Annotated in this window: 24 protein-coding genes; 5 read left to right on the top strand and 19 right to left on the bottom strand. The window is 68.4% G+C overall.

All coding sequences use genetic code 11. The features are described from left to right. Positions 1-18 precede the first annotated feature (18 nt). From FNH04_RS47135 to FNH04_RS00490, 10 genes are all read right to left on the bottom strand, one after another. Positions 19-192, bottom strand: a complete 174-nt coding sequence (locus FNH04_RS47135; protein WP_228030924.1) for a hypothetical protein — start codon at positions 190-192, stop codon at positions 19-21. A gap of 169 nt (positions 193-361) precedes the next feature. After that, positions 362-583: a DUF317 domain-containing protein gene (locus FNH04_RS49230; RefSeq protein ID WP_386573460.1), complete on the bottom strand. Its 222-nt coding sequence runs from the start codon at positions 581-583 to the stop codon at positions 362-364. Between the two features lie 316 nt (positions 584-899). Next, the gene (locus FNH04_RS00525; protein WP_152779183.1) at positions 900-1,418 is read right to left on the bottom strand and encodes a proline dehydrogenase; all 519 of its coding nucleotides are present in this window, start codon (positions 1,416-1,418) and stop codon (positions 900-902) included. A 282-nt stretch (positions 1,419-1,700) separates the two neighbouring features. Continuing rightward, entirely contained in the window at positions 1,701-2,579 is an 879-nt protein-coding gene (locus FNH04_RS00520; protein WP_194236488.1) for a DUF317 domain-containing protein, read from the bottom strand. Between the two features lie 29 nt (positions 2,580-2,608). Then, positions 2,609-3,322 (bottom strand): HAD family hydrolase, encoded by a 714-nt coding sequence (locus FNH04_RS00515; protein WP_228030923.1) that lies wholly within the window; start codon positions 3,320-3,322, stop codon positions 2,609-2,611. Then, a complete protein-coding gene (locus FNH04_RS00510; protein ID WP_152779181.1) occupies positions 3,319-4,482 on the bottom strand; it encodes an MFS transporter in 1,164 nt (387 codons plus the stop codon). Before FNH04_RS00510 ends, FNH04_RS00515 begins: the two co-directional genes overlap by 4 nt. Positions 4,483-4,846: 364 nt before the next feature. After that, a complete protein-coding gene (locus tag FNH04_RS00505) occupies positions 4,847-5,659 on the bottom strand; it encodes a DUF317 domain-containing protein (protein WP_322722194.1) in 813 nt (270 codons plus the stop codon). Positions 5,660-5,740: 81 nt separating this feature from the next. After that, positions 5,741-6,613: a winged helix-turn-helix transcriptional regulator gene (locus FNH04_RS00500; RefSeq protein ID WP_194236487.1), complete on the bottom strand. Its 873-nt coding sequence runs from the start codon at positions 6,611-6,613 to the stop codon at positions 5,741-5,743. Between the two features lie 34 nt (positions 6,614-6,647). Further along, the gene (locus FNH04_RS00495) at positions 6,648-7,043 is read right to left on the bottom strand and encodes a hypothetical protein (protein WP_152779178.1); all 396 of its coding nucleotides are present in this window, start codon (positions 7,041-7,043) and stop codon (positions 6,648-6,650) included. A gap of 21 nt (positions 7,044-7,064) precedes the next feature. Beyond that, positions 7,065-7,487 carry a hypothetical protein gene (locus FNH04_RS00490; protein ID WP_152779177.1) on the bottom strand — a complete coding sequence of 141 codons (423 nt, stop codon included), beginning with the start codon at positions 7,485-7,487 and terminating at the stop codon, positions 7,065-7,067. A 185-nt stretch (positions 7,488-7,672) separates the two neighbouring features. On the opposite strand from FNH04_RS00490, the gene FNH04_RS00485 reads away from it, so the two are divergent. After that, on the top strand, positions 7,673-7,885 hold the full coding sequence (locus FNH04_RS00485; protein ID WP_152779176.1) for a hypothetical protein: 213 nt from the start codon (positions 7,673-7,675) through the stop codon (positions 7,883-7,885). Positions 7,886-8,058: 173 nt separating this feature from the next. Here the strand turns inward: FNH04_RS00485 and FNH04_RS00480 are convergent, their stop codons facing one another. The 9 genes from FNH04_RS00480 to FNH04_RS00440 all read right to left on the bottom strand — a co-directional run bounded on the left by FNH04_RS00480 (position 8,059) and on the right by FNH04_RS00440 (position 13,706). Next, positions 8,059-8,832, bottom strand: a complete 774-nt coding sequence (locus FNH04_RS00480; protein WP_194236486.1) for a hypothetical protein — start codon at positions 8,830-8,832, stop codon at positions 8,059-8,061. 30 nt (positions 8,833-8,862) lie between these two features. After that, entirely contained in the window at positions 8,863-9,216 is a 354-nt protein-coding gene (locus FNH04_RS00475; RefSeq protein ID WP_152779175.1) for a hypothetical protein, read from the bottom strand. 22 nt (positions 9,217-9,238) lie between these two features. After that, positions 9,239-9,931, bottom strand: a complete 693-nt coding sequence (locus FNH04_RS00470; RefSeq protein WP_152779174.1) for a hypothetical protein — start codon at positions 9,929-9,931, stop codon at positions 9,239-9,241. A gap of 12 nt (positions 9,932-9,943) precedes the next feature. Further along, positions 9,944-10,378: a helix-turn-helix domain-containing protein gene (locus tag FNH04_RS00465; RefSeq protein ID WP_152779173.1), complete on the bottom strand. Its 435-nt coding sequence runs from the start codon at positions 10,376-10,378 to the stop codon at positions 9,944-9,946. 156 nt (positions 10,379-10,534) lie between these two features. Continuing rightward, a complete protein-coding gene (locus FNH04_RS48820; RefSeq protein ID WP_152779172.1) occupies positions 10,535-11,086 on the bottom strand; it encodes a GNAT family N-acetyltransferase in 552 nt (183 codons plus the stop codon). After that, positions 11,083-11,751 carry a DUF3631 domain-containing protein gene (locus tag FNH04_RS00455; protein WP_152779171.1) on the bottom strand — a complete coding sequence of 223 codons (669 nt, stop codon included), beginning with the start codon at positions 11,749-11,751 and terminating at the stop codon, positions 11,083-11,085. Before FNH04_RS00455 ends, FNH04_RS48820 begins: the two co-directional genes overlap by 4 nt. Next, entirely contained in the window at positions 11,751-12,236 is a 486-nt protein-coding gene (locus tag FNH04_RS00450; RefSeq protein ID WP_194236485.1) for a hypothetical protein, read from the bottom strand. Before FNH04_RS00450 ends, FNH04_RS00455 begins: the two co-directional genes overlap by 1 nt. Then, positions 12,233-12,823 (bottom strand): DUF4913 domain-containing protein, encoded by a 591-nt coding sequence (locus tag FNH04_RS00445; protein ID WP_322722190.1) that lies wholly within the window; start codon positions 12,821-12,823, stop codon positions 12,233-12,235. The genes FNH04_RS00450 and FNH04_RS00445 overlap by 4 nt, the downstream gene beginning before the upstream one ends. Before the next feature lie 121 nt (positions 12,824-12,944). Continuing rightward, complete coding sequence (locus tag FNH04_RS00440) at positions 12,945-13,706, bottom strand: DNA-methyltransferase (RefSeq protein ID WP_152779170.1); 762 nt, start codon at positions 13,704-13,706, stop codon at positions 12,945-12,947. A 582-nt stretch (positions 13,707-14,288) separates the two neighbouring features. Between FNH04_RS00440 and FNH04_RS00435 the strand changes: the two genes are divergently transcribed. The 4 genes from FNH04_RS00435 to FNH04_RS00420 form a co-directional block, all read left to right on the top strand. Further along, a complete protein-coding gene (locus FNH04_RS00435; protein ID WP_322722187.1) occupies positions 14,289-15,422 on the top strand; it encodes a C40 family peptidase in 1,134 nt (377 codons plus the stop codon). A gap of 98 nt (positions 15,423-15,520) precedes the next feature. Further along, positions 15,521-15,829 carry a DUF6112 family protein gene (locus tag FNH04_RS00430; protein WP_152779169.1) on the top strand — a complete coding sequence of 103 codons (309 nt, stop codon included), beginning with the start codon at positions 15,521-15,523 and terminating at the stop codon, positions 15,827-15,829. Continuing rightward, positions 15,829-16,521: a hypothetical protein gene (locus FNH04_RS00425; protein WP_152779168.1), complete on the top strand. Its 693-nt coding sequence runs from the start codon at positions 15,829-15,831 to the stop codon at positions 16,519-16,521. Before FNH04_RS00430 ends, FNH04_RS00425 begins: the two co-directional genes overlap by 1 nt. A 32-nt stretch (positions 16,522-16,553) precedes the next feature. Beyond that, the coding region (locus FNH04_RS00420) for an SCO6881 family protein (RefSeq protein ID WP_228030922.1) at positions 16,554-17,913 on the top strand (1,360 nt) is incomplete at its 3' end.

Here is a 17,913-nt window from a genome sequence, read left to right as displayed (position 1 = left end):
CGGTGCGGAGAGCGTCGCCTAGCGCAGCCGTGTCGCCCGTACGGTGCGTCGGCGCCGCGTGGGCGGGGTGGGCGAAGGTGCCCACCCCAGCGAGACGGCGACGTTATGAGGCAGATAGCCCTGCTGTCCGGATTCGCCGAGGAAGACGGCGAGGTGGCCGTCTTCGTCCACACCCTGGGTGATACCACCCATGAAGTGTGCGAACGGGAAGTTCGGGCACGTAGCCAGACGAGGTGCTGCGTTTGGGGCGCAGCTCGAGAGCAGCTCGATGAGATCCTGGACGGTTTCGACCCGACTGGTTGGAGTAGCGGACATCGTCTCCCCTTCCTGGTGGAACGACTGCTGAGGGCTATGAGCCCAGTTATGCGGCGGGGCGGCTGGGCGTGGCGATGAGCGTGCCGATGAAGGAAACGATGAGTTCGGTCGGCGTCTCGGACGTGAAGGAGGTAGACCAGCTGGCCTGTGATGCGGTGCCGCTCACCGCGATCACCCAAGCCTCGCGGTCCGCGTCCGGACGTCCGGTGGGAAACCAGCCCACATAGACGCGACCGTCCTCCGGAATTGGCCGCCTCTGATCAGTCACTCGAGGATCCGCAGCTCCTCGATGGTGGTGGTGAAGCCCGTTTGGGACGGGGCCGTGTTCATCGGCGACTCCCTTTGCGACGTGGGGTTTCTCGGAAGGGGTCGACTTTGACTTGGAGTGGGCCGTGACTTCCACTGGGAGAGAGGCTGTTGGAGTCTGCTGTAGGCGAACTGCGAGTTGGCTACTGATCTCTTCGAGGTTCGTCGGGCGGTGTGTGCGCGTGAGTCCGGTGTCGGCAAGGCAGCCGTGGCAGCCGTCGATGAGGTCGAGGCTTGCCTCAGCCTTCCCGTGGCCATGCCGGTCAGGGTTGGTTGTGTCACTTCGTATTGCCGATGACACTGCGGGCTGCGAGGCGGAAGTCCTTGACTGCTCGGTAGAGGATGTGCTCGCGTTCAGCGGCAAGTGCGGTGTCCTCGGCTTTGCGGGTGGTGTCTCCCGCGTGAGCGTTCTCGGCCATCCGCCGCATAACTCGGGAGAGGTTGCTGGAGGCGTGGGTGACTCGCGAGGCGACTTGCGCGATGGAATCCGGCCCTTCGAGGATGACGACTTCGGCGGCGCGGTGGACCTCGCGGGCCAGGGTGACGAAGCGGCGCATCTTCTCGTCGACGTCAGGTAGGTCGGGGTCGTCCGAACGTAATGCGTCGAGGATTGCGTCCATAGCGATGTCGCGATCATGGAGAGCACTGAGGTAGTTGGCGTATGCGTCGCGGCGGTGCTGACGGCGCCAGTGATCATGCTGTGCCCGTGCCTGTGCCCGGCCGCTCACGATCGCGGCACCAAGAGTGGCGACGGAGCCGACAGCGGCGCCCAGCAGCGCGGCGAGTCCTGCGTCCATGTGCCAAGTCTTCCGCTTTTCTCAATCATCCGATGCGCCGGGGCTTCGTTCCCTTTCTTGTGGTGCATGGGACGGTGGTCTCCCACGCCGGTGGCCAGGCCCGGGCCGTGAGGGTTTCGGTGCACCGGCCGGGGAACTGGTTCGTGCACAGATTTCTCAACCCCTCCGGACGCGGGCTGGCGTCAGTCCGGCGACAGACGACAACGCCCCGCTGGATTAGCGGGGCGTTGTTCGTCAGCGGCCTGACCGCGAAGCAGCGGTCCCAGCGAGAGGAACGGCCGGTCAGCGTGTTCGGATCCGCTGCTCGGGCGGCGCGGGTGATCTTCGGCGCGGTGGGCTGGTTGTGGACCAGCGCAGCGTGCTGGCGGCGTTCGGGATGGTGCGGGCGTGCGCGACGTGGGCGCGATGTATGTCGAGGGGGGTCGGGGTTGGTGCGGGCCGCGGTGCGATCGGGGTGATCTCCGCGTGTGCCCGCAGTGGTCCGTAGACCTCGGCGTTCCAGCGGGCGACGGGGGTGGGATCGACCACGGCGGTGGTGGCCGCGGTGACGATGTGGGCGGGGGTGTGGGTGGAGAAGGTGCCGTACCAGCGGTAGTACCCCTTCGGTCCGCCCCAGAGGTACCAACGGGTGTCGTTCGTGGTCAGTTCGCGCTCGTGGCCGAGTGCTCGCCGGTCGTAGACGAGGCCAGCGAGGTTGTCGGGCGCGGTGAAAGAGACCTGCTGGAGCGCCGCTTGTCGGGACCAGTTTGCGGAGACCAAAGGGGCGACGGATTTGTAGGTCTGCCACGGGTAGTTACGCAAGTAGTGCTCGGGGCCGTCGGTGTGCACCTTCGCCAGGACCGTGGTGACGGCGGTTACGAACTCTGTCGGGGCCATGTCGCTGAAGGTGCAGGCCCAGCGTGGAGAGGCGAAGACATCCTGGTACGCGGTGATCCGCCAGAGGGCGTTGTCCTCGCCTTCGGGCATGTATCCGACGCGGATGCGCTGGTCCGGGGAGGAGACGTAGGCATTTCCAAGGTCGTCGTGGCGGAGTTCCCAGCCCAGGTCGAGCATGGGCTGGAGCGCGGGGTCGCCGATGGCCGTGGAGCAAGCGAGGTAGCGGGGGGATACGAGGATGTCCCCGTCAGGGAGCTCGGCGTCTGACGGGGGACGAGCGGGCATGGCGGTCCGGGAGCGATCGAACGGACCGTTCATCGGCGGCTGCGCGAGCCGGCGAGGGGCACCGCGGCACGCGGCGGAGACGGTGGTGCCGGACGGGAGACGCTGGCCGGGCGAGTCGGCAGCAGGTGCTGTTCCAGGTCGGCGGGTTGGCCGATGTAGTGCAACGTGCGTAGGCCCAGGCGGGCGGCAGCGTGGCAGTTGTCCGCGCGGTCGTCGATGAACAGGACGCGTGTGGGATCGGTGGAGCCGGTGGCTGCCAGGGCGTGTTCATAGATGGCGGGATCGGGCTTGCACAGGCCGAGACGGGCCGAGTAGAGCGCCTCGGTCATCAGCTTGCGCCGCCAGTTGGTGGCGTCGAGGACGTTGCTCAAGGCGTGGGGCGCGTTGGACAGCAGCACCATTGGCAGGCCCGTTCGGTGGGCGCGGTACAGGATGGCCAGCACGCGGGCGTCGATCCGGGTCCACATGGCGGTGTCGACCGCGCGCAGCTCACGCAACAGCCGGGGGCCGGGATGGCTGCCGAGAACCTGCGCCCAGAAGGCCAGATCGCTCAGTGCCCCGGCGTCGTACGCCTCGCGGGCCTGCCAGAAGGCGTGCTGGAAGGAGTCGAGGTGTCCGTCGGGCCACCCGGCGAGGTTAGCGAGGCGGGCCCACATGTCTGTCGTAGGTTGCAGGCCCAGTACGCCGTTGTAGTCAACGATCGCTGCTTCCAGGCCGGTTGAGTGAAGGGCTTTGACGGTCAAGGGGTGGAGTTCTCCAAGGCTTGGTGGGACAGGGCGGCGACGGCGGCTGCGAGGAGGGCGGGCAGCAGCAGCGAGGTGGGCAGGGTGGTGATGCTGGCGAGGGCGCCGACCAGGGCGGGACCCGCGAGCAGGCCGAGGTAGCCGGTGACCGCGACGGTGGCGACTGCTCGCGGACCGCCAGTTCCTGCGGCCGTGATCAGGGACGGGACGGTGACGGACAAGCCCAGTCCGAACGCAGCCCAACCGAGCAGCGCTGGCTCAACGCCGGGGAGGACTAGGCCCATGGTGAGGCCGGTCGCGGCCAGGACAGCGCCGGTGCGCACGACGGCTGCGGCGCCGAAGCGAGCGGTGAGTCGGTCGCCGGCGAGCCGCCCGCCGGCCATGGCCGCGCTGTAGAGGGCGAACGCCGCCGCGCTCGTCGCCGCCGAGGCATCGAGGCTGTGCAGGTGGACTGCTGCCCAGTCAGCGGCGGCTCCCTCTCCGAGCAGGCACGAGGCCGCCAGCGCGCCCAGCAACCACAACCTTGGCCGGGGCAAGCCGCTTTGATCGTCGACGTGGTGCAAGGAAGGGGTGTGGCGGGGGGCGAGGGTGCGCACTCCCAGACACCGGGACCCCGGAGCTGCGGCTAGGGCTCCGCCCACGGCTACGGCGCCGACTATGGCGAACAGCGAGGTGTGCGAGGTATGGGCGGTAGCGGCGGCGAGAGAGGCGCCAGCCAGGGCACCGAGGCTGTAGGCGGCGTGGAAGGCGGCCATGATCGGGCGCCCGTAGGCGTCTTGGCAGCGTACGGCCGCCGAGTTGGCAGCCACGTCCAGGACACCGTGTGCGGCGCCGAAGACGAGCGCCCCGACGAGGAGGATGCCCTGGCTGCGGCACAGACCCAGAGCTGCGAGAGCGACAGCGAGGCCGACGGTGCCGCTGGTCAGCAGTATGGGGTGTCGGGAGGGTTGGGCGAGACGTCCGCCGACCTGAAGCCCAAGCACCATGCCGATGGCGGCGGCGAGCAGCACCAGCGCGAGAGCTGCAGTGCTCAGTTCCGCAGCCTGCTGGACGGCTGGCATCCTGGCGCCCCAGACGGCCATCACCACGCCGAGCCCGGCGAAATAGCCCATCAACAGGCGACGGCTGCGTATCGCGTCGGTCGCGACGGTGCCTCTCATGTGACAAGGCCCGTGTCAGCCACGTCCGCATGCGGAGTCTGGAGGACCTGGATGTCGATGTTGCGGTACGGCTCCTGCGCGTGAGCCAGAACGATGGAAGAACACGAATTGTGTCTGATACGGGACATCGGGGATTCGGAGAATGGGATGAGCACGTGACTCCGTGAGCGAGAAAGCAGGGAGGGGACAGGGCACGATGGGCAGGTCGGCACGTTCTTGCATGACGCCGCGCCTGCTCAGCTGGCTGACGGCGGCCGCCACGACGGGTCCTGGCCAGGGCGTCGGCTGCGCGCGGCGCGTAAATGCGGCGGAATAGCGCCTGTGACGGCCGGTCCGGGGCGCGCATTGCGGTCGCGGCCGCTGCTCACCGGTGTCGGTGAGGTGGCGTGACGGTGGGCACAGGTAGCGCGGGCAGGCAGGACGCGGTCCGCGTGGAACGGCCCCTCCGGGCGCTGGCGTGGTCGGTGTCGGTGGCGATCGGGGCGAGGGTTACGTACGGGAGGTGGGCGGGCGGCAGTTGCCCGATCGTGCGCGTCAAGGGTTCGCTGCTGACCATCGCGGCAGTGAAGGCGCCGATCAGTCGGGGCGGCGTGCGGCAGGTGAAGGCTGCCTCCCAGTGGCCGTCGTGTCGCCCGGAGTTGATCCGCCAGGAGAAGTAGTCAGGGCTCGGGCTAGCTCCGCAGCTATGGGTGAGCTGGGCAATGTGGTCCGGCGCGGTGAAGGTCTGCTTCCCGCTGGTGCTCACGTCGTGGTTCCAGCCGCTGTTCAGCAACGGCAGATACCCGGGGGCGGTGGACGTGTCACCGGAGAGGAAGCTGTCGCCGTCGTTGTAGCTGTTGGCCAAAACCTGGTGGAAGGCGCCGAGGATCTCCTCCGGGATGCCGTAGTCGAGCACGGCAGTCCAGTACGAGGCAGCGAAGGGATCGTCGTACGCAGCGGTCCTCCACATTCCCCGGCCGGTCCCGTCGGGGAGGAAGCCGGCCCTGATCCTCTGGCACGGGCTGCTGGTGAGGATGTAGCCGCGGGGAGGACAGTGCCTGATCCAGTCGCCCGTTGCGAGGAACGGCCAGGCGACCAAGGTCGCTTCGCCCGGGTCCCTGGGACCGGCGAGGTAACCAGGTGAGACGTGTACGAGCGTGTGAGAGTCGAGTGCTGTCGGCTGGTCAGCGGTCAACACGCCTCCGCAGCTGCGTCGGCGTGAGGCCGAGCGCCTCGGTGATGGTCGTCGTACCCAGCTCCATGCCGGAACGCTCGGTGCTCATCGTGTGCGCCCGCTGTGGTGGGGTCCAGCCAGGGTGTCGGCGGAACGCGGCTGTATGGGGGCGGCGTGTGAGAAGAGGTCGGCGCGTCGCCACGTCGGCTCTACCCGTGCCACTGTGACCGAGGCACTCACTCGCGGGCTGGCCGCGATCGCCGCTGCCGCGACCGAACCGGTGGCCTGATGGTTGGTGGTGGGCGAGCCCCACACGGCACGGGTGCTGCCCGTGGCGATCGCCCGTCCGGTTGACCAGGCGGATATCGCCTCGTAGACGGATCCGAGCCCGGCAGCTGCCGGGGTCAGGTGGTACGGCGACCGGGTGCCCTCACCTGTGCGGGCCACCAGGCCGTCCTCGCGGAGCTGACGCAGCCGGTGCGAGATGTTCATCTGTGAGACTTCGGGGCAAATGAGGCGCCACAGCTCTCCCGAGCGCAGCTCGCCGTGCTTCCGCAGGGCCCACAACACGTCGGTGGTGTACTTGCCGGATAGCAGGGTGAGTGCGTCTTCAGCCTGCTGCGCGTGCGCGGTCGGCCCCACGTCTTCGAGGTTCACCCGCGCCCAGTCAGCGAGTGCCGCGTAGACGGGGGTGAGCTGGGAGGACTGCTCGGTGAGGGCGTACACGGTGCGACCGGCTTCTTGAGGTTCCAGTGTGAGGAGCCCGTCGTCCGTGAGCCGCTGAAGGCGCTGGGTGAGCGAGGTGGGGTAGACGATCGGCAGCTTCTGCTGGATCTCGGCGAAACGCATCGGCGTGCCGTGGTGCTGAAGAGTCTGCAGGACCCACACGCTCCAACGGGGGGCGAGCACGCCCACCGCTTCATGGACGTGCCCGATTTCGGTGGCTTCGGAGGCGGGTACGGACGCGGCAACTGCCATGGAGAAACTTCCCTTGTTCGTACGGGGGGACGGGTCAACGCGATCGGCCGGACTCGGCTGCGGGAGAGGTCGGTCCGGCGGCGGCCGGGGTGGTGGCGGACGTGGGTCGTGTCGCATCAAGCAGTGCCGTCAGCGCGGCGGTGTGGGCCTTGCGCGCGCTGTGGGCCTGGGCGAGGCGCTGGATGCAGTCGGCCATGTGGCTGACGTCGAAGTCGCCGCCCTGGCGCTCCGGATCTACGAGCTGGCGCAGCCGCTGCAGCTGGAACCCAACGGTGTACTCAGCGAACCTGAGGTCGTCGTGGACGGTGAGCAGGGCTCCGAGCATCCCCGCGTCCTGCGGCGCGGCTTCTGCCTGCTGTTTCAGCTCGGCGAGCGTGTGGCCGTGCGCGGCTTCGATCCGTTTCTGCAACTCGCTGGTGTGGACTTCCAAGCCGTACTTCCTGCCTCGTGACTAGCGGATATGGGCGGTGCGCGGGGAGGGGGCCTCAAGGGCGGAGAGCGCAGGCAGCGGCTCGGTGGTGCGTGCACTGCGCGGAGGTTTGTCCAGGCCGCGTGGGCTGAGGACGGGCGTGGCCTGATGGGGCGGCATGGTGCGCAGCAAGGATGTGATTGCGCCGGTGTAGGTGGTGTGTGCGTGATGGATGGCCAACAGCCACTGGATGGCGAAGGCGAGGTCTTCGGGGTTCGGTGCGGTGCCGGGCGCAGTGGTCTGGTGGATCCGTGCGCGGACTTGGTCGTACTGCTCCTCGACGACCGCCAGGAAGGACCGCATCTCCAGTGCCTGGCGGAGCGCGGGACGGGTGGTGTCGTGGGTGGCTTGGGCGTGCAGAGCGTCGAGGGGCTGACCGAAGGCGTCTTGGATGGCCCTGTCCATGCTGGTGGGTTTCAGGGAGGCGGGCACCGGACTCTCTAGCGGCTCCGGCCGCGGGTAGGGGAGAGGGCGGCACGCGGCGGAGTAGCGTGCTCCGGCAGGGGCCTGAGCACTGGGAAGGTGCTGCGGGATGCGGCCTCAGCGGCTCGCCGAGCGGGCTCGAAATCGGGAGCGTGGGGAGCCGAGGCGTGCCGCTTGATCAGATAGGTCAGGGTCTGAGCACGGGCGTCACGCGACCTGATGGCGCCGGCGAGGGCATCGGCGGTGGTCCGTATTCCCGCGGCATCATCGGCGGCGACGTGCGCCAGGTGCGCGGCCCGATGGTGCTTTACCACCTCCGTTGCATGGGCGACGTGGTCGTACCAGTGCACGATCAGGTCTCGAACGTCGCCTGGATGTGAGGCGGTTGAGACCTCCTGTCGCATTTCGTTGATCGTGTGGCCGAAGCTCTGCTCGATGCGGTGAGTGAGCAGGGACAGCTGGTCATCGGTCATCGGTCAACTCCCGTGTGCGGAAGGGCAAGAAGCAGCACATGGCTCCACTTCTGGTCGGGCGAGGTGGCGATTTCTCTGGGCTATCGGCGTGGTCCGGCCGCTCCAGACGGCGGACCAGGTGGCGGGATGTGAGGTCGCGCCGACGGGCCGGCTGGCATATGGCTGCTGGTGGGCCGCGCGGTCTTTGCACGGGGGACGAAGGAACCGCGCGACGCGTCGGCGTGCGGCGCGGGCAGCGGTGTTTCCCGGCTGCCCAGCCAGTCGAGGGCGTCGGCGTACGTCGCGAAGGCGCCTTCGCGCAGTGTGTGGGTCCGCGTCTCCAGGTCCGCCTCTTCAACGAAGATCCGGAACGGCTGCGGGTCCCGCTCGTCGAGGGACCGCAACAGGACGGTCGTCTCCGGCCGGGCGACGGTGTCGTTGGTGTAGTGAGCCAGCAGGGCGTAATGGTCTCCGCCGTCCATGAGCTGCTCCTCCAGCTCGCGCGTCAGAGCGTCAGCCGACGTGCTGCCCATCCCCGGTGGGAGACTAATGGCCCCCTTCGGACAGCCGCGGGCGATCAGCCAGGACTGGGCCATCGACGGCAGCGGCAGTTCGACAGCCTCAAAACGGAAGGTCCGGCTGTCGATGTCGCGGATCAGGTGCAGTGGGACGAGCTGCGGGTCGCCAGGGTGGCCCCACGTTGCGGCACTGTTGTGCAGGAGAAAGTAGCTGTGACCACCGTCCGGATCATGGTGCTCGGCGAGCGGATGCAGGCAGTCCTCGTCCAGCGCGATGTGTATCCAGAACGCTTCCTCCACGGTGGAGTCGGCCGCGCGGTACCCGTCGATCCGGAAGTTGACGTCATATCCGAGCATCGGCTTCCCCGCGGTAGCAGGCGGTGTACGTCACCGGTGTCCCTTGACGGCAGCACGGTCCGTGGCGGCAGCCTGGGCGGTCTGCAGGTGATAGTTGCGCCGTGAAGTCTCGCCCGCGAGGCGGTCGGCGACGCAGGCGATGTGCCGTATCTCCTTTGGGTCATCGCCGGTGAACCGGGCCACGAGGTCGCGGAGGTGAGCACGGGAGGCCTCAACCTCGGCGACCGAGTCGAGCACGTCGGCGTACTTGCGGCCGATCAATGCCGTCATGGGGTCGTCCTCGAGGAGGGTGGGGTCCTCGGGGCTCGAGCCGAAGGTGTCCTGGATGCGCTGGGTGAGGTGGGCGAGGGCAGGGCTGAACCGATCGGTCGAAGGTGCAGTCATGGGCAGGGTGCTTTCGTGAAGGTCAGCGGCGATGCGGCGGTACTGCAGAGGGGAAGGCGCCAGTGCGGTGGGCTGGTGCTGGGGCAGCAATGACGGTGTCGGCGCGGGCCTGGGTCAGGGCGGTACGGCCAGAGGGGGTGAGGGAGACCGGCTGGCCGGCGTGCAGCGGATGGGAGGTGTCGCGGGTGACGAATCCGGCGGCCTCCAACCGCTGGTAGGCGGACCACGGGATCCGCCTGCCGGAGGATGTGACGACCGAGATGCGGTGGCTGAGCAGGTTCTCGCGCAGAGTGGCGCCACCGTGCGCGATGGCGATCAAGGCGGGGAGGTCCGCCGCAGAAGCCGCGACGTTCTGTGCCTGGCGTTGCTGGTCGGCCGCATGTTCCAGCGGTTCCAGAACGTTGAGCAGTTCATCCCGGCACCGGAGACGCTCCTCCACCGCCTCAACCAAAGCCCGGAGGGCACGCTGGAGTCGGGGTACGAAAGCCTGGTCGATCTCGTAGCGACCACTGGACAGCCCATTGAGCGATTCGCGGTGGAACGTGACGGCTTGCTCGGCACGAAACAGGTTGCGATAGGCGTCGACGACGCTGCTGATCGCCGGGTCGCCTGGGTCCGCGCGGTCCCACAGCTGGTCCCAGTCGGTGCCGGTGGCGTATCGAATACGCTCAGCAAGAGCAGCGAGCGTCTTTGAGGTGCTCCCACGTGCCGTCACGGTGGCGGCCCCCTATGCCCCCTGCCCGGCGCATGGGTTGCCAACCTCGGGATGGGCGTTGAGGTAAGCCGTGAGCTGTCTTTCTGCGACGTCGAGGAGTTTGGCTGCTTCGTCGGCTGCCCGGCGGCGGGTCTGGACGGCGTCGGTGAGCTCGGCAGCCCGCTCGTACGCCCCCGAGCCGCCCAGCTTGTAGAGCTCCTCGAGCGGGAGGCCGAAGACCGCTGCGAAGCCGATGGCCTCCTCCAGGTGGATACGCCGTCGTGGGGTGCCCTTCTCGATCCGCCACACTGCCGACGGGTTCATGACGTAGCCAGCGGCGTTCATCTCGTCGGACAGCCGGTTGGTGCTCCATCCCCGGATCTCACGCTCGAACTGGATCCGTGCCGCGGCGACTTCTTCGGCGCTCAGCCACGGTGCGCTGGGCTGGGTCTGGTCGGCGGCATTCATCGAGGCGGGAGCGTTGTGGTTTTCGGCAGGCTTCGCGGGGTCGGCGAGCTGGGGCGAAGACGGCGTTGGAAGGGAGGTGGGCACAGTGGGTCTTCCTGGTTCAAGTGCGTGGCCGCGGTGACGCTCGATGGAACGGGGAGGGGGAGCAGCTGGGGCTCACACGCTGCTCAGATCGATGCGGGCGGTGACCTGGCCGTGCTCTGGAGCAGTGAAGTCGGCGTCCAGGGAGCGCAGGACCTTCAGCATCGGTTGGTTGGAGGCCTGGACCTGTGCAGTCAGGAGACGTGCTCCGGACGACCGGGCGAGGCGGGCGCCCTGACAGACCAGAGCAGTCCCCAGCCCCTGCCGCTGCCAGGCATCGGAGACCTGGATGCCGATGTCAACGACATCGGGGGCGTCGGAGACCGGGCCGATCGACGTGAGCGCGACCGCTTCGCCGTCGGCAGGCAGCTCGGTGAGGAAGGAGACGGCGGAGAGGCACAGCCGCATCCAGTCCCGCTGCCGAACGGTGCCGCGGCCCCAGCGATGGAGCAGGGCTTCAGGGGAACAGCGGCGGTGGAAGCCGTCGATCAGTAGCCAGTCCTCGACGCCAGCCAGACGGGTCGTCACGCCCGTCCGGCCCGCGATGTCCGTGCGCATCCACTGTCCGGTGTACAGGGTGCTGTGCAGCCGCAGAGTGTCCAAGGCGAGGGCAGACGAGTGGCTCACGCTGCGGCCCTCGGATTGCGGGTGGCGGGCATGGGGCCGGCCGAGAGGTCCGGGCAGTGAGGTCGCAGGGCCTCAGTGAAGGCGCTGCGGCGGTACCCCTTGCGGCGGGAGCCGTCGGGCAGCCGGACATTGCCCGGCCGGAGCCCATACGGCGCCAGCAGGTTGGACAGCCCGCGGGCGGTCAGGTCGTCGCGCTGCCATGTTCCCCACGCCGGGCCGGTGGTCGCGCGCAGCGCGCGGACCAACACTGCGGTCGACAGGGCGCTCGGGTCGCCGTGAGCGGTGAACACGTCCCGGCAGGAGGCGACGATGCCGTCCGGATCGAGGAATGAGGCCGCCGGTGCTTCCCATACCGCAGGCCGGTGCTCCCCCTCGGCTTCTGAGCGGCGCGGGCTCCAGAGCCGGACGTCACAGTAGTGGTCCACCAGATCGCCCGTGACCTTTTGGACGCTCTCGCGCTGCTCGCCGATGAGCTGGATGAGCATGACCGAGTGCTCGCGCTGTTCCTCTCCGAGACTGCTGGCGGCCACGAACTCGGTCACAGCGGTGCAGTACGCGTCGTCGAGACGCCGTTGCTCCTTGACGAGGGCGGTCACGGCCAGGCGCAGCAGCCGGTCCTCGCCGCACACGTCGTCCGGGTCGGCGAGGCGCAGTGGGGTCGTCACTAGCGGGGTGCCTTTCGGGAGAAGGAGTCTAGGGGGAGCGGGGCAGCCGGGCGTGCGGCTGCGGCAGATGCCGACTGTGAGGTCCGCGCGAGGAAGCGGGGCGACCGAGCGAGGGCGGCCTGGGCGAGCGGGGCCTGGGCGGTGCGTTCGCGGCCGAGCCGGTGTACGGCAGTGTTGTAGACCTCGTTATGCAGCCGCGGGCCGACCGCGATGAGGAAGATCTCCCGTCGGTGCGCGGAGTTCGTCGGCGCTCGCCGTTCCTGGTAGACGATGCGCCAGGCGGCCTGGGGATCGACGTAGAGTTTGCGGCAGTCGGAGAGGTCCTGGCCGAACCAGTGGTGCAGCAGGGGTCCGCGCTGCTCGCCGTGGACGAGGTCCTGCAGGTGCAGCAGGACGAGATCCTGGATGTGCGCGGGCGCCTGGCGGAGGTCCTCGAGCGCCCGTGGATTGGCGGCGAACGCGAACCGGGCCTTCGGCGAGGTCACTCCTCGCCACCGGCCCGCGGCGCCGGCTCGGAGGCCGGCTTCGGGCCGTGCAGCAGCCGGTGCGAGGGCCGCTCGGGATCCGTGGTGCAGGCGGCGAACGGCCCGCTGGTGCTGCGGAGCTGGGCCAGCGTGTGGTCGAGGTGGTCACGGTGCCACACGGCAGGTCCTGCTGGCCCCGCCTCCGGATCGATGTGCTGCTGCCAGGCCAGCCACAGAGCGTGCAGCCGGGCCACGGCCTCGGGGTGCTGGTCCCACCACGGACACCAGGGGGCACTGGAGGTGACCTCGCGGCCGTAGACCGGCAGCAGGAGATCGTCCACCCAGTCGGTGAGGGCATCGAGTTCGGCCTCATACGCCTCTCCCTCCATCGCCAGGATGAACGGTGACTCGGCCCCCTGGGATCCGAGCCCGGGCGGCATGGGGAGCCGGGGCAGCGCGGGATCGACGCTCAGACGGTCCAGCAGGTCAGCCTGTGCACTGGACTGGTCGAGCAGCCTGCGCACGCTCGCGGACAGGTCGGCCAGATCGTGGTCGGGGACGCGGGTCGGCTCGGGTATCTCGAAGGGATGGTCGGCGGCTTCAGGCACGCGGACTCCAGACGGTGCACAGGGCGAACAGGGGGAGTACCGAGGGGACGAGGGGGGCGGCGTGCCGCACTCCGGTGCAGGTCGTGGCGCGGCGGCGGACGTGGAACGGGCAGCCACCGGGTCACTCTTCGGGGCCGGCCAGCACGTAGTCGTCCTGGCTGGTGCTCTTGGCGAGCACCTCGGTGAGCCGGTCGGAGGCGATCTGGGTGTAGTGCGCTGTCTTCTCGACGCCGATGAAGTCGTAGCCCTCCATCAGTGCAGCGACGCCGGTGGAGCCAGAGCCCATGCAGAAGTCGAGGATCGTGCCGCCCGGTGGCGCGATCTTGACGAGCTCCCGCATTACCGACACTGGCTTCTGCGTGATGTGCTGGCGGTCCTTGCGCGGCTGCGAAGCGCTGTAGAGGCCCGGAAGGTAGACGGGGTTTCGGGTGGCGTCCACCGGGCCCTTAGACGCCCAGTGGATGAACTCGCACTCCTGCTTGAACCTGCCCTTCTGCGGGCGGGTGGCCGGCTTGTGCCAGGCCATCGTCCCGCGCCACAGCCAGCCGGCCGCCTGTAGCGCGTCGCTCATCGCCGGGGCCTGACGCCAGTCGGTGAACAGTACGAGCGCACCCGAGGTCTTCGTCAGCCGGTACGCCTCGGTAAGGATCTGCGTGAGCCAGAACGTGAACGACCGCTGGTCCATGTTCTCGCCGGGGAAGTCGGCGAGCTGGTGCTCGGCTGCAGCACTCGTGTACTTCTGCCGCGCCGTACGCGAGGTGCGCTCCGTCGCCGTCCGTCCGCCGCTGTTGTACGGCGGATCGGTGATGACGGCGTCCACGCAGTCATCGGGAAGTGAGGCGAGCACCGTCAGCGCATCACCCTGATGCAGGGAAAAGGGCATAAAAAGCCTTCCAATGGCGGGGGATTCACTTCGGTCGATTGGCTCCCCATTCGGCGCTTCGCAACGCGACAGTGCGCTTCGAAAAGGGGTTTGCGGGCTGTTGTGCTCGACCGAGGGAGCAGGACCGTACAACAAAACCCAGCCGTCGGGTTCCGAATGATGTTCCGGCCTCGGAAACCCCGAAATCAAGCCTTGATCATTTATTCGGAACGTAACGGCAGGGTCTTGGCCTACAGTCCTCCCCACACCCCGACGGAACGACGTCGATGCAGGTCGCAGCGTCATTCTTCGTCAAGCCGCACTGATCCCCGGGAAGAAGACGGAATTCCTTCATGCAGTCAGGAGCCGTCGAAATGAAGAACCGTCCGGTCCTGCAGAGCTGCAACTCTGCAATGCCGTACCACAAACGATCCCCGCCCCTGCAAGTGTGGATGCCAACTCGCCGAACCAGCACCGGACCTTTCACGAGGGCACCCCGGGCGGCTTCACTCAACCTCTCTGGAGCACTGACATGGCTCACCCATGCCGAAACCCGGCTCCCCACCCCGCATCCGTGGATAACTCCGCTGTCGGCAGGCGGCAGTGAAGGTCGCCGCCACAACGGTGGGCGCTGTGGTCCTCAGTCCCCTGCTGCTCGCCGGTACCGCCGCCGTCGCGGCCGCCACCAGCGGCGCCGCCCAACAGGAAGCGTGCTCGACCGCCAGCACCTCCGTCGATGCGGACGCCGTCGCCGACGCCGTCGCGAATATCCTCAACGGCAAGAAGGCAGACGCTGACATCGCGGTCGTCGGCCTGGACCTCCCAGACGAGCAGATACCCAATGCCAAGACGATCGTCGCGGCAGGCATCGCCATGAAGGTCCCCACTCGCGGCCAGATCGTCGCCCTCGCCACCGCGCTGCAGGAATCCCGCCTGCGCAACCTCGCCTACGGCGACCGCGACTCGCTCGGCCTGTTCCAGCAACGGCCTTCCCAGGGGTGGGGCACGGCCGAACAGGTCCGCGATCCGGTGTACGCGTCCCGGAAGTTCTACAAGGCGTTGCTGAAGGTGGATGGCTGGCAGCAGATGACGATCACCCAGGCAGCCCAGGCCGTCCAGAAGAGCGGCTACCCCGGCGCGTACGCCAAGTGGGAGAACATCGCCCGCGCCCTACAGAAGGCGATCGCCAAGGTCCTGCCTCAGGGAAGCGCGTTCGAGACGACTAACGACGATGATGAATCCAACGCCGTCTCTCTGCAGACCGGTTGCGACGACGACACCACCGACTTCGGCACCATCCCCGCCGGCGCCCTGCCCCAGGGCTACGAGATCCCCAAAGGCGCGCCGAAGAAGGTCCAACTCGCCATCCGCTGGGGCCTGACCCAACTGAATACCCCCTATCAGTGGGGCGGCGACTGCACCGATGCCGACGGCCCCGACCCGATGAAGCGCTGCGACTGCTCCTCGCTGATGCAGCAGAGCTACGCCTCCGCCAAGGTCAAGCTGTCCCGCACCACATACACGCAGGTCAACGAGGGTAAGAAGGTCTCGGTCAACGCCCTCAAGCCCGGCGATCTGCTGTTCACTGAGGGAAGCGCCAGCGCCCCGGAACACGTCGGGATGTACATCGGGCGCGGACTCGTACTGCACGCGCCGCACACCGGCGATGTCGTCCGCGTGGTCCCCCTCGCGGATTGGAAGCCACGGGTCCTCGCTGCCCGCCGCATCGTTAACTGACGCCGTCCAAAGGCCTGTTCAACGAGGTCAAATCCTCGTCCCCTCGTTCCTCTCGTCTTCCCGCACGCCGACTCGGCGTGCCCGCAAGGAGTCCCCCTTTGCACCTGCTCGACACCGTGCAGTACCTGGCCTTCGACCCAGGAATCTCGCCTAGGGGCGGCGGCCTACCAGGCCTGTCCGTCCTGAAGAACGTCATCTCCTCGATCAACCTCTTCGCCATCATCGCCGTGGTCGGAGCCCTTGCTGTCTCCCTCGGCGTCTGGGCCTGGGGCCACTTCACCGGCGGCCACTCCGCGGAGAGCAAGGGCAAGCAGGGCGCCGTCGTCTCCGCCGGTGCCGCCCTCGGCCTCGGCGCCGCCAACGGGATCGTGATGTTCTTCTCCAACCTGGGGTCGCAGGTCCACTGATGGAACGGTTCCCGACCGGCCCCAGGCACCGCCGCACGACCAGCCGGTCGACCGGCTGGCGCGTTGCCGTCGCCACTGTCGTCGTTGCTGTCCTGACCGCGATCGCCGGCATCGTCGCCTACGTCACCGGCCGCAGCAGTCAGCCCACCACGGCCAGCACCGCGGCATCGGTCAGCCCGTCCCTGCCCGCGGTCGACCCCTCGCCCAGCGAGAGCGCCGTGAAGGACAACGCGGTGGCGTCCCCGCCGTCGACCAGCGACCCGGTCGTCTTCGCCAAGGCGGCGGCCAAGGTGCTGTGGACGTACGACACCCGCAACACCCCCACCCAGCAGGAGCAGCTCGCCGGGCTGAAGACGTGGATGACGCACGAGGAGAAGTACAACGACTTCCCCTCGGTCAGCGCCCAGATCCCCGACCCGGTCCTGTGGTCGCGGATGCGAGACCAGAAGCAGTACGCCACCGCCACCGTCGCCGCGGGGCACTACCCGCAGGCGTTCAAATCCGCGCTGGCCCAGGACCCTGCCGCGATCACCGAGGCGTACATCTACGTCGTCACCGTCATTGGCAAGCAGAAGATCGCCTGGCACAAGGGCGGCGGAGGGGCTGAATCCCGCTCCGTCACCCTGGCTGTCCAGTGCCGTCCGAAGACCGACTGCGCCCTGGCCGCCATCGCCCCGCGCGTCTACCCGTAACCCCGCACCCAGCAGAAGGGAGGGAACTCACTATGGGGTTTTGCGACTTCCCCGTTGCCAGCACCATCTGCGACACCGCCGACACCATCGACTTCGTCAGCGACCCTGGCGCGGCCATCACGGAAGGCATCGGCAACTGGATCGCCAAGTCCACCGGCGAACTGGCCGCCGCTGCAGCCGACTTGGCCGCCGAGGCGGTCGATACCACCACCCGCGTCGACCTGAACGCCGGATGGTTCCGCGACAACTATGAGCTGGTTCTGCCCATCGGCCTGGTGGTGATCGTGGGCACGTTCTGCCTCCAGCTCGTCCGCGCGGCCTTCAAACGCGACGGTCAGGCCCTGGCCCAGGCGTTCACCGGCACCATGATCGGTGTCCTGTTCGCTTTCTCCGCGATCGCGCTGACCACCGTCGCCATCGAGGTCGTCGACGCGCTCAGCGCGGGACTGTTCAAGGCTGCCAACTCCTCGATCTCGGACGCCGTACGGCGCATGGTCAGGGTCAGCCAAATCGGTTCGACGTCCGGACTGGGCTGGCTGGTACCGACCTTCGCCGCCATCGGATCGGCCATCGGCGCTTTCCTCTACTGGTGCGTCATGATGGTCCGCAAAGTCGGCATCCTGGTCATGGTCACCTTGGCCGTGTTCGCCGGCGCCGGCGGAGGCTGGGAGGTCGCCCGCCGCTGGCGGCGCGGCTGGATCGAGGCCACCGCCACGCTCGTGGTCAGCAAGCTGCTGATGACCATCGTCTTTATGCTCGGCGTCTCCGCCATGGGCAAGACCGAGTCCTCCGACGGGCTCGCCGCCCTCTCGGACGTCATGGCAGGCATCGTCATCATGATCCTGGTCCTGCTCTGCCCCTACGCGTGCTTCAAGTTCGTGCACTGGGCCGCGGAGGGCAGCGATGCCGAGACCTTGCACCGCGCTGGCGGCGCGGGTATGCAGCTCGCAGCCCGGCATGCGCAGAACACTTCCCGCAAGGCTGCTGCCATGGCCGCCACCGGAGGCACGGGTGGCGCGGCCGCCGGAGCAGGCGCGGCTTCCCCGCAGGGCCCGGCCTCGGTTCCGGGCCAAGGCACCAACGGTGTGATCTCCACTGATCCAACCAGCACCGGCTCCGACGGCGAACAGGAGGAAAAGGCCGCGCAGACGCCGACGACCACGGCGCAGCCACCAACCAGCTTCCGCTATCCCGGCACAGGTTCGGGAAGTCAGGAAGGCGTAGATGGCGGACAGCCGTTGATCACCAGGCCGGACACCACTGACCCCGCCGAGCAGACTGCCGGCCAGGGCTCGGCCGCCGCCGGCACCTGGGCCATCAGCCCCGGGCCCGCCCCGACCGTGCCCCCGCCGCAGGGCGGCACCGTCATCCAGCAGCCCACCAGCACCGGAC

It is taken from the genome of Streptomyces phyllanthi (assembly GCF_009377205.1).
In the GTDB taxonomy this organism is placed as follows: domain Bacteria; phylum Actinomycetota; class Actinomycetes; order Streptomycetales; family Streptomycetaceae; genus Streptomyces; species Streptomyces phyllanthi.
The sequence above is the reverse complement of the archived record's forward strand: the minus strand, read 5'-3'. Positions and strand labels throughout refer to the sequence as shown.

What these genes read in the sequence shown, in the direction of transcription:
- FNH04_RS00480 (WP_194236486.1), bottom strand. Translation starts at nt 8,832, where the DNA reads ATGCTCGGATATGACGTCAACTTCCGGATCGACGGGTACCGCGCGGCC.
- FNH04_RS00490 (WP_152779177.1), bottom strand. Translation starts at nt 7,487, where the DNA reads ATGGACAGGGCCATCCAAGACGCCTTCGGTCAGCCCCTCGACGCTCTG.
- FNH04_RS00525 (WP_152779183.1), bottom strand. Translation starts at nt 1,418, where the DNA reads ATGGACGCAGGACTCGCCGCGCTGCTGGGCGCCGCTGTCGGCTCCGTC.
- FNH04_RS00475 (WP_152779175.1), bottom strand. Translation starts at nt 9,216, where the DNA reads ATGACTGCACCTTCGACCGATCGGTTCAGCCCTGCCCTCGCCCACCTC.
- FNH04_RS00500 (WP_194236487.1), bottom strand. Translation starts at nt 6,613, where the DNA reads ATGGCAGTTGCCGCGTCCGTACCCGCCTCCGAAGCCACCGAAATCGGG.
- FNH04_RS00520 (WP_194236488.1), bottom strand. Translation starts at nt 2,579, where the DNA reads ATGCCCGCTCGTCCCCCGTCAGACGCCGAGCTCCCTGACGGGGACATC.
- FNH04_RS00440 (WP_152779170.1), bottom strand. Translation starts at nt 13,706, where the DNA reads ATGCCCTTTTCCCTGCATCAGGGTGATGCGCTGACGGTGCTCGCCTCA.
- FNH04_RS00510 (WP_152779181.1), bottom strand. Translation starts at nt 4,482, where the DNA reads ATGAGAGGCACCGTCGCGACCGACGCGATACGCAGCCGTCGCCTGTTG.
- FNH04_RS47135 (WP_228030924.1), bottom strand. Translation starts at nt 192, where the DNA reads ATGGGTGGTATCACCCAGGGTGTGGACGAAGACGGCCACCTCGCCGTC.
- FNH04_RS00465 (WP_152779173.1), bottom strand. Translation starts at nt 10,378, where the DNA reads ATGAATGCCGCCGACCAGACCCAGCCCAGCGCACCGTGGCTGAGCGCC.
- FNH04_RS00425 (WP_152779168.1), top strand. Translation starts at nt 15,829, where the DNA reads ATGGAACGGTTCCCGACCGGCCCCAGGCACCGCCGCACGACCAGCCGG.